A 16,475-nucleotide genomic window follows, 5' to 3' on the forward strand; every position below is an offset into this window, starting at 1 on the left:
TCGTACTCCCCGACGGGGAGCGGGTTGTCGCCACCCTGTCCCTCCCGGACCTCGACCGACTCGATGCTGTCGGCGGCGTCGGTCACCCACAGTCCGCGCTCGGTCCAGTACGGGGGCGCGTGGTCGTCGAAGGGCGCGTTCCGACCGAGCAGGTGCGTGTTCGCGGCGAGGGTGACGCGGTCATCGTCGTTCCCGTCCACGACGGTCGCGGTGATGTCCACGTCGTCGCCGCGGGTGTGCACCTCGAACTCGTCGACGTCCTTGAGTCCGATCGGGAGCGTGACGACGCCCGACTGCCCGGTCGTGAACGTCGCACCCTCACGGCCCTCGTCGAGGAAGCCAGCCCCGCGACACGTACAGCGGACGATCTCAGTCGTCGCGGTCGCGGTCGCGTTCCCGGCCTCGAACTCGAAGGTGTACGGCTGGGTCACGGCGGTCGTGAAGTTCGCCAGGATCGTCGCGTTCCGGTCCAGCACGCGCATGCGGAACAGGCCGCCCTCGGTCTCGCCGAAGTCGGCGACGGCCGGGTCGTCTGTCGCCAGTTCGTCCGCGAACACGTCGGCCAGCGTCGAGGAGTCGAGTTCCTCGCTGCGAACCGTCACAGTGTAGTTGGCCCGGTTCGCGGTCAGCGTCAGCGGGTTGTGCGTCTCCGAGACCGTCACGTCGCTGGAGGGCCACTGCGGGGCCGCGAACGACGCGTCCAGGGTCAGGTCCCCCGTCGCGTTCGTCGTGTCGGTCGTGTTCGATACGCCGTCGTCGGATTGTGCCGCGGCCGGCCCCGTTGCGACGACCGCGACGCTCGCGAGCGCGAGCGCACAGAGGGCCAGGGCGGCCACGCGCTGTCGTGTCGTGGTCATCGTTTTCGTTCCACCCGATTGGGGGTTTCGTTCAGGGCGGATACTGAAAAAGTATTCAGCAGATACGAATGGTTTTTGATGTCAGTTCGAGTGACAGAGTATCGAACAGGAATCGGGACGGGATCAGTCGTCGAAGACGGTCTGGATGTGGCTGAGTGCCTCCTCACCGTTCTCCCAGTCGACGAAGACAGCGACGGAGGTGGCGCTGGTGATCACGTCCTGGACGTTGATGTGCTCGTCCGCGAGGGGGGCGACAATCTGGTTGACGATGCCCGGTTGCGTCTGGAGTTCGCCACCGGTGACCCGGATGACGGCGTACGGGTCGTCGACGGTGACCGAGGAGAGCGTGCTCGACTCGACGACCTCGTCGTGCAGCAGCGTCTCGGCCTCCTCGGCGTGGTCGTCGTTGATGTAGAAGGTAATCGAGTCCATCCCGGAGGAGACGGCGTCGACGTTGATGCCGGCGTCGGCCAGGGCCGTCGACAGTTTCGAGAGGATGCCCGGTTCGTTCCGGACCGCGCGGCCGGCGACGGTAAGACAGGACATCCGGTCTTCCTGCATGTCGATGAGGTTCTCGAACTGTCCCTCGATGGAAGTCCCGCCGGTCATGATATCGCCGTGCTGGTAGTGGACGACGCGGACGCTCATCTCCTCGCTTTTGTAGGTCAGGGCACTCGGGGCGACGACTTCGGCACCGCGGAACGACAGGTTGCGGAGTTCGTCGACTGTGATCTCGCCGACGTTACGCGCACCCTCGACGACACGGGGGTCACCGGTCATGACGCCTTCCACGTCGGTGACGATGACGACTTCGTCAGCGTTCATATGTTTCCCGAGCATGACGGCCGTCGTGTCCGAGCCACCACGGCCCAGCGTCGTCACGTTACCGGCGTGGTCCTGTGCGAGAAAGCCAGTAACGACCGGCACCAGGTCGTCGTTGTGCATCTCCTCGGCCAGAACCGTCGCGCGTCGTGTGGTCTCCGCCACGTCGACTTCGCCGTGTTCGTCGGTGATGACCGGCCAGTCGTCGCTCCCCGGTTCGAGGAAGACGGCGTTGACACCGCGGGCCGAGAGCGCACCCTTCAGCATACGGACGGAGGTGCGTTCACCCATGCTGACGATCTCCGCGCGGTCGGCCTCTTCGGCCTCGTACTGAATTTCGTCGATCAGGAAGTCGGTCGTCGACCCCATCGCACTGGCGACGACGGCGACCTCGTGGCCTGCCTCGACAGCCGCCGAGATCGAGTCGGCGGCCCGGTTGACCCGGTCACCGTTCCCCAGGCTCGTCCCACCGAATTTTGCGACTACGCGCATACGATCACCACCACCGGCGTGCGTGCGTTACTCATGTGCCAGCGTTGACCAGCCCCCGGCATAACTGTGTTCATTAGCAACGGCTGGGGGCCAAACGCCCGGTTCGGACGGGCGCCGCGGAGCAACTATTTTCCCCGGAGAGCGCCATGCACAAACATGGACGTCCGTGATGCCGTGGAGGCCGATGCTGGCCGGCTGTCGGAAATGACCGACGCCCCGACAGACGTGATGCGCAACCTCGTCCACGACCGGACAGTCCGGGTCGCCGAGCGGGGCGACGAGATCGTGGGTTTCGTCAGCTACGACGCCCGCGCACAGACCGTCCACGTCACACAGTTGGAGGGTGAACCCGCGGTCTGTGACCGGTTGCTCGAAGAACCCGTCCGGTTCGCCCGCGGCGAGGGGATGGCCGTCGAGTTGCTCGTCCCCGAACCCGACGACGTGGTCCAGTCGGCCGCCGACGACGCCGGCTTCGATCGCGTCGGCTCCGGACCGCTGTTCGAGGGGACACCGACAGTGAAGTACCGGCTGGATGGGTAACGGAGCACGCGCCGTGTTCAGGCGAACTTCCGGATCGTCAGGTCGAGCGTGTCGAGGTCGACGATGGGGGCCATCGCACAGTCGGGGTCGATGTTGACGCTCTCCTGAAACGGGGTTTGAGCCTGCCAGCACCCGCTGTTTATTGTGAGAACGTTGTGGTACTTGCCGTAGCCGAACTTGTGGACGTGGCCGGCGTGGAAGACGTCGGGAACCTCGTCGATTACGAGGTGGTCTTTCTCCTCTGGCGCTAGCCGGGTGTGGCCGCCGAACTGCGGCGCGACGTGGCGTTTTTTCAGCAACTGTGACATCGCCTTGTGTGGCTCGTCGTAGTTTGCCTTCTCGTCAGGCAACTCCGCGATCACCTCGTCCAGCGAGACACCGTGGTACATCAGAACGGAGACGCCCTCGACGGTTACCGTCGAGGGGTTGGACGTGATTCGGCAGTCGTGAGCCGACATGATCGCCCGGAGTTCCTCGTCGAACCCGGGTTGTGGCTCGGCGAGTCGGACGGCGTCGTGGTTGCCGGGGATCATTACGACCTCCATGTCACCCGGAACCTCCTTCAGAAACTCCGAGAACGCCCGGTACTGGTCGTAGATGTCGACGATGTCCAGTTCCTCGTCCTGGTCGGGGTAGACGCCGACGCCTTCGACCATGTCGCCCGCAATCAACAGGTACTCGACCCGCTCGGCCTCGTCGGTGTAGAGCCAGTCGGCAAACCGCGACCAGGCGTCGGACATGAACTCCTGGCTACCGACGTGGATGTCGCTGACGAGAGCGGCGCTCACCTCCCGGTCGGCCGTTGAGGGCTGGTATGTGCGCGGAATCTCGGGGAAGTAGATGTCGTCGACAAACAGGATGCCGTCGCCGTCACCGTTGTCGTCCGAGAGCGTCCCCTCGACGGCAATCACCTCGTCGTGGAGCAACTCGTCGACCTGTTCTGCGGTGTCCCGGTCTTTCATGACCAGACAGGGGTAGACCCCGTTCGTGTCCTCCAGTTCGACCAGCCAGTGCCCGCTGGCCGTCGAACGGATGTCCGAAACCATCCCGACGATAGCCGCTTCGCTCCCCCCTGTCATCGCCGAGAGCGTGTTCGTCGGCCGGTGGTTGACCCGACCACGCAACTGGCCGTTGAGTCGCTCGTAGCGGTCACGGAACACGGCCACGAAGTCGCTGTACTCACCGGTCCCTGTCGACTGGCCGGTCATGTCCCCTTTGACCGTCAGGTCGTGCAGAGACGTGTCGACTGGTCGCTCGCCGGTCGTCGAGGAACCCGTCGCCCGACGACCACTCTCCACGGCGTCCGATCCGGCCACGTTCGACGGCCCCGCCGCGTCGGCAGACCCCTCTGTTTCAGGTGGAACGTCGGCCTCCGATCTAACCGACGTATTCGGGGTCGTTCCAGTCGAAACGGGGGGGTTGAACTCCGTGGCGTCGGTCGTCGTCGTCGGACTCGGTCCCGTGGGGTTTGCGGCACCCTCGGAGTCCGGATCCGTCGTTTCGGTTGTGGAGTCGTCCGCGGTGGTCCCGGCTGTCGGGCGGTCGGGGCGGGCCTGGGACTCGGCCAGCGCCGCCTCGACGTGTTCGGCCGAGAGTTTGATCGCGTCGTCGGGCGCGGCTTCGAGTGCGCGCTCGATGGCACCGGCCGGGTCGTCGGCGTTCGCGAGCAGAGTGACGGCCTCGCGGTCGGCGTTGTACCCTCGCGTGGCGAGTGCGCCGACGATGCGAGCGGACGTCTCCAGTGGCACGAATCCACAGAGCGGGTGACGAAGCTAAAGCGTATCGGACCCGGAACTCTCCGGCGATCACGGAGAGGCAGAAAGTTGAAGCGTGGTTCGGCACAAGCAGGTGACAATGACCGAGCCCAGCGACGAGGGGAGACGCCGGGGGCCGAACCCCCCCGACGACGGCGAGCGTGGCGGGTCGTTCCTCGACGATTTCGCCACGAGCGTCCTGGCGGTCGTCGGTATCGGCGTCTTGCTGTTCGCCATCAGCGGCGTCTGGCCGCCGATGGTCGCCATCGAGAGTGGAAGCATGCAGCCGAACATCGGGGTCGGCGACCTCGTGTTCGTGATGGAAGAAGACCGGTTCTCCAGCGACCGGGCCATCGAAGGGACCGGCGTCGCAACCGTCTACAGCAGCACCGGGAGTGACTACCGGAAGTTCAACAAAGCGGGTGACGTAATCGTCTACGAACCCGACGGCGACGGGCGAGCGACGCCGGTTATCCACCGCGCCCAGTTCTACGTCGAGGAGGGAGAGAACTGGTACGACGCGGCTGACCCCAAGCACCTCCCGGAAGACGTCGACTCCTGTGACGACCTCGAGCACTGTCCCGCGGAACACGACGCGTTCATTACCCGCGGGGACAACCCCCGGACGAATATGCAGTACGACCAGGTTCAAGGCGTCTCCAGACCCGTCAGGCCCGAATGGGTGATCGGCACTGCCGAGTTCCGCGTGCCCGGGCTCGGTTGGCTCCGACTCAACTTCCAGACCAGTCCGGTCGGGACCACCGATGCCATCGCGGTAGCAGCCTGAACGTCGGCGACGCGTCGCTCAGTTGTCGAACCGCGCCTGGACGAACGGCTGGACGTCCTCGATGTCGCCCAGTCGGGAGTCGCTGAGCAGGACCGCTTCCGTCTCGTCGGTGGGGACCGAGAGGCTGATTTCTTTCGTGCGACCGTACCGACCCTTCGAGACGACGACGGCGTTGACGATTCCTAGCATGTCCAGTTCCGAGATGAGATCGGTGACACGGCGCTGGGTGAGGGTGTCGGCGTCGATCTCCTCGCAGAGGCGCTTGTAGATGTTGTACACCTCTCCCGTGTTGATGTTGTGGACGCCGTTTTTTTCGAGGAGGATGATGGCGAACAGGACCAGCTTCGACTGCGTGGGCAGTGTGCGGACGACTTCGACCACGCGGTCGAGTTCGATTTTCTCCTGGGCGCGGCGGACGTGGTCTTCCTCGACGCGTTCGGTCTGGCCCCGCTCGGCGAGTTCTCCCGCCGTCCGGAGGAGGTCCAGCGCCCGGCGGGCGTCACCGTGTTCCTGTGCGGCGAAGGCCGCACACAGTGGAATCACGTCGTCGGAGAGCGCAGCCTTCTCGAAGGCGTCGTCGGCGCGGTGCTGGAGGATGTCTCGGAGCTGGTTGGCGTCGTAAGGCGGGAAGACGATCTCCTCCTCGCCGAGACTCGACTTGACGCGGGGGTCGAGGAAGTCGGTGAACTTCAGGTCGTTGCTGATGCCCATGATAGACACCCGTGAGTTGCCGAGTTCGGAGTTCATTCGGGAGAGGTTGTACAGGGTGTCGTCACCGGATTTCTCGACGAGCTTGTCGATCTCGTCGAGCATGATGACGACCACGCGCTCGTGGTAGTCGACGGCCTCGAAGAAACTGTTGTACACGCGGTCGGTCGGCCACCCTGTCATGGGCACCTCCTCGAACTCCGCGCGGTCCTCGTCCAGGTCCGCTATCAGTGCGTTCAGTCCGTCGAGGGTCTCGACCTCGTCGATGCCGGGACTGGAGCCCACCGATACCCCTGTGTCGAGTGCGCTTCCGTCGGCCGATTCGAGGACTGAGATGTCCTCGGCGGCCCGCTCGTGAAGTTGTTCCAGTTCGGTGATGCGGTCGTCGATAACCTCTCGATTGTTGTGAATGAACTTGTTGGCCAGTTGCGCGAGGACACGGTACTGTGTGTCCGTGACCTCACAGTTGATGTACTGGACCTCACAGGGGACTTCGTACTTCTGGGAGGTGGTTTCGAGTTCCTCGCTGACGAACTTCGCGCTCGCGGTTTTGCCAGTCCCGGTTTTTCCGTAGATGAGGATGTTCGACGGCGTGTCCCCGCGCAACGCCGAGACGAGGATGGTCGCCATGTTGTTGATCTGCTCCTGTCGGTGAGGGAGTTCTCGCGGCGTGTACGACGGGCGTAGCACCTCTTTGTTCTCGAAGATAGGCGCGCCGCTGAGCAGGTCGTCGAACAGCCCACGGGAGGCCTCGTCGAGGTCGCCGTCCTCGTCGGCGTCGTCGAGTGTCACGTCGTCCAGCGACGAGTCGGTATCGGTCGTCCCGACGTCGACACTAGATCGGTCCTCGTCAGCGGTCTCGTCGACCGGCGCCTGCTCGGCGGACCCGTCTCGCCACTCTGACTCCCCCACTCCCGTGTCCGGTCCGTCGGATTCTTGCCCACTATCTGTCATATACGAACCCCTCTGTTTCAGGTGGAGAGGCGCACCCTGCGTCCCAGTAACGGTCCGTGACCGTACGGAGAGCCGTTCTCCGTGGGAATCGGGCCATTCGGGGACGTCCAGTTGAACCACAAGAACCCGTGGTTGACGACCTATTAAATATTTCGATTGTTGAGGGATCAATAGGTATCAGTATACGGTGATTGCGACAGATTTCAGACCGGGCAGTCGGTGGTCTCGGTCCGGAGCAAACGGGACGCGAGTCGGGGGTGTACCTGTAGTTCGAGTGACGTGGGGTGAGCCGCCAGGGTGGCGTTCGAGTCCGAAGCACGAAGCGGCGGACCGTCAGTGCGAGTAACTGATCGTTGGCGGTCGCAGTCGTTGCCCGCGATGACTCGTGCTGTACGAGCTGGGTAATACGTGTGCCGGTGAGACGATTGGTGTAGACCGGAACAGAAAGGGTACGCCGAGTGAGAGCAGCGGCGGTCCGGTTGGATGGGGCCGTTGATCACGGTTCGACGGCCGTCGGTCACCGGGACAGGAGTTGTCGACTGCTCCCCGTCCAAAGAGCGGCCGAACCGGGAGAACAGTAGGAGTTCTGCGCGGGAGTTCGGCTCGACAGGAGGAGGAACGGTGAAACCCCCCACCCCTTCGTTTCGGGTGGAGTGGAGAAAGAATGGGTGGGGGGACCCCCCTGTCTAGAGAGGAAAAAGCATAAGTAATTACAAAAAAAACAGTATCTGCAAACTATCAAAATCTGTCTTCTTCTAGTGGAGCTAGTACATTGCTAGACCACAGTGAGAAGAACTGTCTAGTACAGCGAGAACTAGGGCTAGAGGGCCGCTTCCGCCTGGAATGCCGCATTCCTTGGAGCAGTCAGTCTCTTCCCCCCGGCCCGTCGTTTCTGCTGTTCCACCTGAAACGAAGGGGTGGGGGGATCCAGTTCCGTCCACTCACACCCGGTCCTCGAGGCGGTCCGCGGGAGACAGTATCGTGGTATCCACTCTCGTTGGCAGCACCTGCACCGATTCGGGTCCGCACCGTCCCGTCGACCTGTCCGTCCTGTTGCGCTCCGTCTAGCCCGACTGCTCCCCATCTTCCCCGCACAAGTCGCCTTTCCGGGCCGGGGAGACTCGTCTCTCGCTGACTCCGGGCCGTATCTCCACCCCGTCCCCGTGTTTCGACGACTTACACCCTCACCACGTGCCCGCTGTCCGGGCCAGACAGTGTCTGAATATTTATGTATGTCTGACGTACACTTAAGTTGATTCGGTCGGGAAATACCCGCAGAAGCTCTCTCACGGAGAGAGCGGGAGGCCCAGGATGGGACTGATCACGGACATCCGAGACAGTATTTCGTCGTTGTTCTCGGCGCAGGACCCGAAGCGAATCGGCATTTACGGTCCACCCAACGCCGGGAAGACGACGCTGGCGAACCGCATCGCTCGCGACTGGACAGGTGACGCTATCGGCCCGGAGAGTCACATTCCACACGAAACACGCCGCGCACGCAGGAAGGAGAACGTCGAGATCGAGCGCAACGGCAAGTCGGTCACCATCGACGTGGTCGACACGCCAGGTGTGACGACCAAGGTCGACTACACCGAGTTCCTCGAACACGACATGGAGAAAGACGACGCCGTCCGTCGCTCCCGCGAGGCCACGGAGGGTGTCGCGGAGGCCATGCACTGGTTACGCGAGGACGTCGACGGTGTCCTCTACGTACTGGACTCGACGGAAGACCCGTTCACACAGGTGAACACGATGCTGGTCGGCATTATCGAAAGCCAGGACCTCCCCGTCCTGATCCTCGCGAACAAAACCGACCTCGAGGGCTCGAACGTGCGCCGTATCGAGAACGCATTCCCCCAGCACGAGACGCTGCCCCTCTCGGCGCTAGAGGGCGACAACATGGACGAGGTCTACGACAAGATCGCGGAGTACTTCGGGTGATCGCATGCCGGAAGTGAAAAAAGCGGACGACGACGGCGTCCAAATCGACCTCATCAGCGGCGAGCGCATGGAGAGCATGACCTCCATGGAGAAAATCCGGATGATCCTCGACGGCGTCCACGAGGGGAACATCGTCATCCTCGAGGAGGGGCTCTCGCCCGACGAGGAGTCACGGCTCATCGAGGTCACCATGACAGAGATCAGTCCCGACGAGTTCAACGGAATCGAAATCGAGACCTACCCACAGTCCGGCAGCACGGACTCGGGACTCCTCAACCGCCTGATGGGGAACGACGAGACGAAGAAACTGACCGTTATCGGACCGGCAAACCAGATCAAGACGCTGCACAAAGACGAGACGCTGATTAGCGCCCTGGTCTCACGGAAATAATGCCCCACCAGTGTACGAGCTGTGGCCAGGTGTTCGACGACGGCTCAAAGGAGATGCTGTCAGGCTGTCCCGACTGTGGCGGGAACAAGTTTCAGTTCCACGCCTCCACCGAGGACGTGCCCGAAGGACCGGAGCCGTCGGCAGAACCACCGGACCAGCCGGCACCTGACAGCTCCGTGGCCCGCACCGTCGGGGACGCGGCCGCGACCGTCCGTGACCTGGTAGGGGGTTCCGGTCGTTCACAGTCCGCGGACGCACTTGACGACGACCCGTCGGGCCAGGACACTGCCCCCGCCGGCTCCGTTCCGTCGGAGTCGGCCCCAGCACCAGACTCACCTGAGGACGCAGCACAGGCCGACGCTCGTAGCGAAGTCGTCAGCCCCGACGAGATTCCCGCAGGAACCGATACGCCTCCCACCGACGAGACTCCGATGACCGAGGACTCAGCGACAGACCCGACGTCCGGGAGCGCCCCCACCGACTCACCAGCCGACGCGAGCGACCCCGACACCGGCGAACCGAGCGAGGACCGTCCAGACCTCAGCGAACTCCGCGAGGAACTCAACGACCAGTTCGAGAGCATCAAAGTCCTGAGCCCCGGCCAGTACGAACTCAACCTGATGGAACTGTACGACCGCGAGGAGTACATCATCGCCCTCCAGGAGGACGGCCGGTACACGATTCAGGTACCCGAAAACTGGCACGACTGACCGGCTCCGGCGCCTGTCACCACCGCCGCTGGACGACGCGCCGCGCAGCCAACGTACTCTACCGCTGACATAAATATTATATAAATGGCCGAATATTCTTCTCTGAGCACCATGCGACACCACAACGATTCCCACATTGACGAGTGGGCCGCCCTCGTAGGAGAAGACGTCGGAGAACAGGTTTCCGAGCCGGCTCCGACTGGGCGGGAAAACGGCGCTCCGGGGACACGGTATCGCGACGACGCGAACCGCCACACCGGCCGCTGAAAGGTCGGTCCGGCAGTCACCAAGCGGCACTGTCAAAAGAAACCGGTTTTCCGGTCCGCAGTCGACCGATCAGGCGATTTTGTCGTACTGCTGGGAGAGCTTGTCGGCGGCCTCGTCGAGCAACTCCTCCTCGTCGCCGGTGAGGTCCCAGTCGACGACCTCTTCGACGCCGTTCGCGCCGAGTTTGACCGGAACGCCCAGTCCCACGTCATCGTACCCGTACTCGCCGTCGAGTTTGACCGAGGCGGGCAGGACTTCACCCGTATCCCGAACGATGGCCTCGACCATGTGGGCGACGCCCGTGGCGGGGCCCCACTCGGTCGCGCCCTTGCGCTCGATGACGTCCATGGCACTCTCCTGGAGTTCTTCGAGAATCTGCTCTCGTTCGTCGCCGGAGAACTTGGGGTCGGTGCCGTTGACGCGGACCTTCGAGAACACGGGGACCTGCGCGTCGCCGTGTTCGCCAAGAATCGTCGCTTCGACGTTCTGGACGGGCTCGTCGAAGCGTTCGGAGAGGACGTAGCGGAACCGCGCGGAGTCGAGCCGGCCGCCGAAGCCGATCACCTCGTGCCGGTCGCGGTCGCCGACCTCGTACTGGTGGCGGTTGAGGAGGTCGACCGGGTTCGAGGTGGTGATCGAGACGAAGTCGTCCGAGTGCTCCTCGAGCTGGCTGATGATGTCGTCCATGATCGGCGCGTTGTCGTCGGCCAGGTCGATTCGGGTCTGGCCCGGCGAGCGCGGCAGCCCCGCCGTGATGACGACGACGTCCGAGCCGGCGGTCTCCTCGTAGGTTCCCTGCCGAATCGTCGTGCTGGAGTCGTAGGCGACCCCGTGGTTCGTGTCCGCTGCCTGCCCGACGGTCACGTCCTCCTGGTCCGGGATGTCGACGTAGACGAGCTCGTCCGCGATGTCGCGGAGGGCAATGTTGTACCCCGTTGCGGCACCGACAGTACCCGCCGCGCCCACTATGCTAACTTTCGTCATATCGGCTGAAATTCCCAGCCCCGGTGAATTAAACTCTTCTTTTTGATCCGCTCGCACGTTCGTCGGCCTCCTCGCTGCCGCCTCCAGGTGGGCTACATGATCCCGGTCGGACAGGTTTCCCGACAGTAGGTCGCACCTGCGCTCGGCGGAACGGTGCCGACGCTGTGGGTCCTGTTCTCCCTGCCGTTCATCGGTGTAGACCGCTGGCTGACGCGCCGACGGGTCGCCGTTCTGGCCGTCGAACCGCTCGCGTTCTCGGCGGACTGCCGTCGATGCTGACACACGTCCTGTTCACGCTGCGGGCGGGCCCGATCACCGACCTCGATCTGACGCCGTTTGCCCTGTCGGTCGCCGCGCTGTCGTTCGGACTCTCGATTTCCGTTTCGACCTGACCGACCGCTCGCGGGTGGCCCGCGAACGGACGTTTCAGCGGATAGGCGACGGGCTGATAGTCGTCGACGGCACCGGCGAAATCGTCGATGTCAACGCCGCCGGTCGACGGACGTTCGACCCGACACCGACGGAGGGTGCCCACATCGAGACGGTGCTTCCGGAGGCCGACCTGTCGGGGCTGGACGGCCGGACCGTGACTGCGACCATCGACGGAACCGGACGCACGTACGACTGCCACGTCACGCCGTTCTACGACCACCACGACCGACTCACCGGCCGTGGTGTCGTCTTCGGTGACGTGACCGTAATCCTCGGACGTGCGGACGAACTGGAGGGCGTCGTCGGCGACGAGGCGGAGGCCGGCGAGGGCTCGTTCGTGACGCTCTCGCTCCGCCGGGCCGACGACGGCGGGGACGACCCGACGGACTGGGATGCCACCGGGACCGAGGCCGCTCGCTCCTCCACCACGCCGCGGTGACGGCCCGGCCGACCGCACGACCCGCTCACCAGACGACCCCGCAAGTCATTTTTCGTCCGACCGTCTCTACCCGTGTATGAGTGACTTCGACAAGGAAGCCGAACGAGAAAAGTTGCGCGAGAAGTACGAGCGCGACGACGACCGCGAAGCGACCGAACGCATGAGCGACCTCCTGCTGAAGGGTGCGACCATGACTAACGCCCACTGTGGCACCTGTGGCGACCCCATCTTCCGCTACGAGGGCCAGGAGTTCTGCTCGACCTGCCAGGAGGTAATCGCCGAGGCCGACGAGGAGGCGGGCGACGCCACCGATGAGCGAGCCGACGCCGCCGATGCCGGGTCCACCGCGGGCGAGACACCGGACACCGGCGAGTCGGACGCCGGCACAGCGGCCGACGCCGACCCGTCACAGCACGCCGCGAACGGACAGGCCGATGCCCGCGCGGACGCCACCGACGTGACGGCCGGCGGGCGCACCGACCCCGACGCTTCGGGCGCGGAACCGTCCCCGGCCGATCGGACGACGAGCATCGACCCGTCGGTCGCGGACGCAGTCGAAACGGGGGGCCAGTCCGCGAAACCACCTCAGGCCACTGCACCGGACCCGACTCCGACCGGTGGGACGAGCGAACTCGCGGGCGCACGTGACTCGCTGACGCGGACTATCACTCGGCTGACGAGACAGGCGGAAGCCAGCGACGACCTCGAACGGACGCGGGCCTACCTCGCAGCCGTTGAGGAAGCCGCCGACGCGCTCGCGGCGGTCAAGCGCGCCGACTGAACGTCCCCCGCCGAACCCTGCCTCGCGTCGCTCGGCAGAACCTGCCCGACCCACTCTGTCCGCGCGGGCACGCCCACCTCTACCCTCCGTAGTCGCTCCCGACGACCTCCCGGATGCGTTCGGCGGTCACCGCACCGACACCGTCGACCTCCTGGAGGTCCGCCTTGTTCGCAGTCATGACTGCTTCGACGGTGCCGAACTGTTCGAGCAGCGCGCGTGCGGTCACAGGTCCGACCTCCGCGATGGACGCGACGACGTACTCCTGTTGTTCCGGGAGAGTCTTCGACTGTTTCTCGCCGTGGACGCTCACTTCACGGTCGTCCTGTTCTTGCTCCCGTGTGGCGATCACCTCCAGCAGGTCAGCAGTGTCGTCTTCGTCGTCGGTCCGGAGGATGCTCGCGCCGAAGTCCACGACAAGGGAGGTCAGCGCCCCCCGGATAGCGTTGGGGTGGACGTTGCGCTCGCCGTAGAGGTCCTCGCCTTCGACGATTACGACCGGGCGGGCGTAGTGGCGGGTGGCGTCGCCGACCTGCTCGAACATCGAGCGGTCCCCGCCGGTCAGTGTGTCGAGAAAGTCGCCCACAGTCTTCCGCTCGACTACGACCCGGTCCGAGAGAACGTAGTCGCCCACCGCCAACGTCTCCAGTCGAGTCTCGATTCCGTTCCGGGTCGAGAGGTCCCGGGCGATGGTCGAATCCAATTCACGCTGGTCGGCCACGACCTCGACCGCCTCGCCGTCGGGTTCGGCTTCGGCGACGACGCCATCGTCGCCGTCTCCGCCCCCACGGGACCCCTCCGTTTCGCCTCCACCAGCTGATATGTCGACCGTGCCGCATCCCGTTCCCTCGCCGGTTGCCGACCCGTCAGCGGTCGACCCGCCCGTCTCCGAACCGTCGACCGAGCGATCCGTTCCGTCGGCGGCGAACGCCGAGAGGCCGGACTGTCCTGCAGTCTGACTCGACGACTGACTCGCTCCTCGGTTAGTCCGGTGGTCGCCGGCCGACCCCTTCATTTCGTCTCCAGTATCCGATATATCAGTCTCACTATCGTCGCCGGCGTCTGCGTAGTCGTCGAGTCTCGTCTCGTGAAGTTCGGACTCGATTTCGCCGGCCACGGATTTCAGGTCTCGCAACTCCTGTTCCATGCGCTTCTCGTCGTTCTGGGACTTCCAGAAGTAGGCCTCGTCGCGGGTATCCTCGGCCAGCAGGACGATCACGCGCCCCTCGGCCTGGCGGCCGGTTCGGCCTTTCCGTTGAATCGACCGGATTGCGGTGGGCACGGGTTCATAAAAGAGGACCAGATCGACCTCGGGCACGTCGAGTCCTTCCTCGGCGACGGAGGTCGAAACCAGCACCTCGAACTCGCCGGCCCGAAAGGCGTCGAGTGTCTCCTGTTGCTCGCTCTGTGTCATCCCGTCGCTGCCCTCGGTGTCGGACTGCCCGACGAACTTTCGAGTCTCGAAGTGGCCGCCGAGAAACTCGACGAGGGTCTCGGCGGTGTCCCGTGACTCGGTGAAGACGATGACACGCTCGCCGTCGTTCAGTCCGAGGGTCTCGGCCAGCAGGATGCGGGCCTGCCGGAATTTCGGGTGGAGGTCGTCGTAGTCCGTCGCGCGGCGCATCGCCTCTCGAACCTTGGGATCGGACACCAGCCGTTGGTCGGCTTTGGAGGCCCCGGAGGCGCGGGCGGCCTGCTTCAGTCGCTCGAAGTACCGGCGTAGAGACTCCACACTCTGTGTCTCGACGTAGTTGACCGCGGTGTTGAGCTTTCGAATTTCGGCGTGGAGACTCATCCCCTTGTACCCCTCCGACTGGTCGTTGTTCATCAGCTCCCGGAGTTTCCCCTGGATCCGGACGAGTTCCTTCTCGGAAAGTTCCGGGCTGGTCTTGTTCGTCACGCCGAGCTGTTTGAGCTTCCCCAGCCGGTCCGAGATCACGTCGTTGAGGGCGTCCCGGACCTCGATCACCTCCTCTGGCAACTCGACACGCTTCCAGGTGAGGTCGGTCTCGTGGGTGTACTCGGCCACGTCGGCGTCGTCCTCGGTCATCACCGCTACCTCCCGAAGACCGAGGTTCTCACACACCTGAAGAATCGCCTCCTCGTCGCCGCCGGGGGAGGCGCTCATCGCGGTTACCAGCGGGTCGTCTGCGTCGTCGTGGTAGCGCTCGGCGATGTAGTTGTATGCGTAGTCGCCGCTGGCACGGTGACACTCGTCGAAGGTCAGGTGTGTCACGTCGGCGAGCGAGATGCGGTTGCCCACGAGGTCGTTCTCCACGACCTGCGGAGTGGCGACGACGACGCGGGCGTCGTCCCACAGGTCGGCCCGGTCGTCGGGGCTGACCTCGCCGGTGAACACGACGACCTCACCGTCACCGGAGTTCGTCGAGCTCTGCTCGCCGGTGTCGGGTATTTCGAGGGCCTCGCGGTAGAACTCGGCGTGTTGAGTCACGAGAGGCTTCGTCGGCGCGAGAAAGAGGACCTTGCCCCCCGTCTCGTCGAGGCGGTCGGCGGTAACCAGTAAACTCACCGCGGTTTTACCCAGCCCCGTCGGGAGACAGACCAGCGTGTGGTCGTCGGCGGCGGTGTCGGCGAGTGTGACCTGGTACCGCCGGTCTTCCAGCAGCCCCTCGGCCAACAGGGGGTGTTCAACGTGTCCGACCTCGTCGGTCGCTGCCATCGTTCCCGTCTAACCGACGATAGCGGGTAAAGCTTCGCGTACCGGGGTGGAAGTGAAGCGGGCCCGGACGGCGGCCGCCGAGTCGGTGTGTCTCCACGAACCCATGTCTTAGCACCCCGTGGTGCGAACCGGGAGGCATGGCAGACGAACAGCGAGAGACGACGGTTGCCCTGCCGGGCGACGTGTACGAGCGACTGGGTGGTGACGACGAGGCGGTTGCGGAGACGCTAAAGACGCTGGCGGCCGACCACGCGGAGCTACAGCGGTCCATCGCGCAGTTCACCGACGAGGGTGGCGACCCACCGATGGGGGAGGGACAGGCCGCGACGATGGCGGCGCTGGCCGATTTCGGGCCGCCGGTCGGGCAGCTGCTGGGGTTCGAGCTGGAAGACGCCGAGCCGGGACGGGCGGTTCTGTCGCTCCAGCCCGGGCCGGAACACGCCAATCCGATGGGGACGCTCCACGGCGGTGTCCTCTGTGACTTGGGTGACGCCGCGATGGGGTACGCGTACGGGAGTACGCTCGGCCCCGACGAGTCGTTCACGACGCTCGAACTCGACGTGAAGTTCCTGCGGCCGGTGTGGGACCAGCCCCTGACCGCGACGGCGACCATCACCCACGACGGTCGGACGGTCGGGCTGGTCGAGTGTGACGTGACCGGTCCCGACGACGAACTGGTCGCCAGCCTGGAGAGCGTCTGCATGACCCTCCGCGACGAGGACGCCGACGGCCGGTAACCCGTCGCCACGGTCGACAGTCCGGCGAATCGAACTTCGAAACGTGCCGAGATACTAATGGCTGGAGCCGCCAGAAAGATAGTACACGAATGTCGGGAAATCGGGAGTCTCGGGCGTTGCTGCCGGGATGTCGGCCGCCCGTAGTGGGCTGCCCTGTCTCGGCCCGACGCCACCCGGTCACGACCCGTCGCGGACAGCGGGG

15 protein-coding genes are annotated in these 16,475 nt (G+C 64.7%); 9 read left to right on the plus strand and 6 right to left on the minus strand.

All coding sequences use genetic code 11. The features are described 5' to 3' along the window. Both Q0964_RS09505 and Q0964_RS09510 read right to left on the minus strand, forming a co-directional pair. The coding region (locus Q0964_RS09505) for a hypothetical protein (protein ID WP_299266481.1) at positions 1-857 on the minus strand (857 nt) is incomplete at its 3' end. Between the two features lie 123 nt (positions 858-980). Further along, positions 981-2,171 (minus strand): aspartate kinase, encoded by a 1,191-nt coding sequence (locus tag Q0964_RS09510; RefSeq protein WP_299266484.1) that lies wholly within the window; start codon positions 2,169-2,171, stop codon positions 981-983. Between the two features lie 156 nt (positions 2,172-2,327). Here Q0964_RS09510 and Q0964_RS09515 point away from each other — a divergent pair, with 156 nt between their 5' ends. Then, the gene (locus Q0964_RS09515) at positions 2,328-2,711 is read left to right on the plus strand and encodes a hypothetical protein (protein ID WP_299266487.1); all 384 of its coding nucleotides are present in this window, start codon (positions 2,328-2,330) and stop codon (positions 2,709-2,711) included. 17 nt (positions 2,712-2,728) lie between these two features. Here the strand turns inward: Q0964_RS09515 and Q0964_RS09520 are convergent, their stop codons facing one another. Then, the gene (locus Q0964_RS09520; RefSeq protein WP_299266488.1) at positions 2,729-4,459 is read right to left on the minus strand and encodes a DNA-directed DNA polymerase II small subunit; all 1,731 of its coding nucleotides are present in this window, start codon (positions 4,457-4,459) and stop codon (positions 2,729-2,731) included. A gap of 106 nt (positions 4,460-4,565) precedes the next feature. Here Q0964_RS09520 and Q0964_RS09525 point away from each other — a divergent pair, with 106 nt between their 5' ends. Next, positions 4,566-5,252 carry a S24/S26 family peptidase gene (locus Q0964_RS09525; protein WP_299266489.1) on the plus strand — a complete coding sequence of 229 codons (687 nt, stop codon included), beginning with the start codon at positions 4,566-4,568 and terminating at the stop codon, positions 5,250-5,252. A gap of 18 nt (positions 5,253-5,270) precedes the next feature. Here the strand turns inward: Q0964_RS09525 and Q0964_RS09530 are convergent, their stop codons facing one another. Further along, positions 5,271-6,914 carry a Cdc6/Cdc18 family protein gene (locus tag Q0964_RS09530; protein ID WP_299266492.1) on the minus strand — a complete coding sequence of 548 codons (1,644 nt, stop codon included), beginning with the start codon at positions 6,912-6,914 and terminating at the stop codon, positions 5,271-5,273. A gap of 1,311 nt (positions 6,915-8,225) precedes the next feature. On the opposite strand from Q0964_RS09530, the gene Q0964_RS09535 reads away from it, so the two are divergent. The 3 genes from Q0964_RS09535 to Q0964_RS09545 are packed head-to-tail and all read left to right on the plus strand — an operon-like array spanning position 8,226 to position 9,956. Next, positions 8,226-8,855, plus strand: a complete 630-nt coding sequence (locus tag Q0964_RS09535; protein WP_299266495.1) for an Era-like GTP-binding protein — start codon at positions 8,226-8,228, stop codon at positions 8,853-8,855. A gap of 4 nt (positions 8,856-8,859) precedes the next feature. Further along, positions 8,860-9,246 carry a DUF2073 domain-containing protein gene (locus Q0964_RS09540; protein WP_299266499.1) on the plus strand — a complete coding sequence of 129 codons (387 nt, stop codon included), beginning with the start codon at positions 8,860-8,862 and terminating at the stop codon, positions 9,244-9,246. Beyond that, the gene (locus Q0964_RS09545; protein WP_299266501.1) at positions 9,246-9,956 is read left to right on the plus strand and encodes a Zn-ribbon domain-containing protein; all 711 of its coding nucleotides are present in this window, start codon (positions 9,246-9,248) and stop codon (positions 9,954-9,956) included. The genes Q0964_RS09540 and Q0964_RS09545 overlap by 1 nt, the downstream gene beginning before the upstream one ends. 336 nt (positions 9,957-10,292) lie before the next feature. Here Q0964_RS09545 and mdh read toward each other — a convergent pair whose 3' ends face one another. Continuing rightward, positions 10,293-11,207, minus strand: coding sequence for a malate dehydrogenase (gene mdh / locus Q0964_RS09550; protein ID WP_299266504.1), 915 nt, complete (start codon positions 11,205-11,207; stop codon positions 10,293-10,295). Between the two features lie 153 nt (positions 11,208-11,360). Between mdh and Q0964_RS18625 the strand changes: the two genes are divergently transcribed. The 3 genes from Q0964_RS18625 to Q0964_RS09560 all read left to right on the plus strand — a co-directional run bounded on the left by Q0964_RS18625 (position 11,361) and on the right by Q0964_RS09560 (position 12,859). Then, positions 11,361-11,486, plus strand: a complete 126-nt coding sequence (locus Q0964_RS18625) for a hypothetical protein (protein ID WP_475405790.1) — start codon at positions 11,361-11,363, stop codon at positions 11,484-11,486. 127 nt (positions 11,487-11,613) lie between these two features. Continuing rightward, positions 11,614-12,078: a PAS domain-containing protein gene (locus tag Q0964_RS09555; RefSeq protein WP_299266506.1), complete on the plus strand. Its 465-nt coding sequence runs from the start codon at positions 11,614-11,616 to the stop codon at positions 12,076-12,078. 76 nt (positions 12,079-12,154) lie between these two features. Then, the gene (locus tag Q0964_RS09560; RefSeq protein WP_299266508.1) at positions 12,155-12,859 is read left to right on the plus strand and encodes an Sjogren's syndrome/scleroderma autoantigen 1 family protein; all 705 of its coding nucleotides are present in this window, start codon (positions 12,155-12,157) and stop codon (positions 12,857-12,859) included. Positions 12,860-12,938: 79 nt separating this feature from the next. Here the strand turns inward: Q0964_RS09560 and Q0964_RS09565 are convergent, their stop codons facing one another. Then, positions 12,939-15,536, minus strand: a complete 2,598-nt coding sequence (locus Q0964_RS09565) for a DEAD/DEAH box helicase (RefSeq protein ID WP_299266511.1) — start codon at positions 15,534-15,536, stop codon at positions 12,939-12,941. Positions 15,537-15,673: 137 nt separating this feature from the next. Between Q0964_RS09565 and Q0964_RS09570 the strand changes: the two genes are divergently transcribed. After that, positions 15,674-16,273 (plus strand): PaaI family thioesterase, encoded by a 600-nt coding sequence (locus Q0964_RS09570; protein WP_299266513.1) that lies wholly within the window; start codon positions 15,674-15,676, stop codon positions 16,271-16,273. The last annotated feature ends 202 nt before the right edge of the window (positions 16,274-16,475 follow it).

It is taken from the genome of Halorientalis sp. (assembly GCF_028275115.1).
GTDB lineage: Archaea > Halobacteriota > Halobacteria > Halobacteriales > Haloarculaceae > Halorientalis.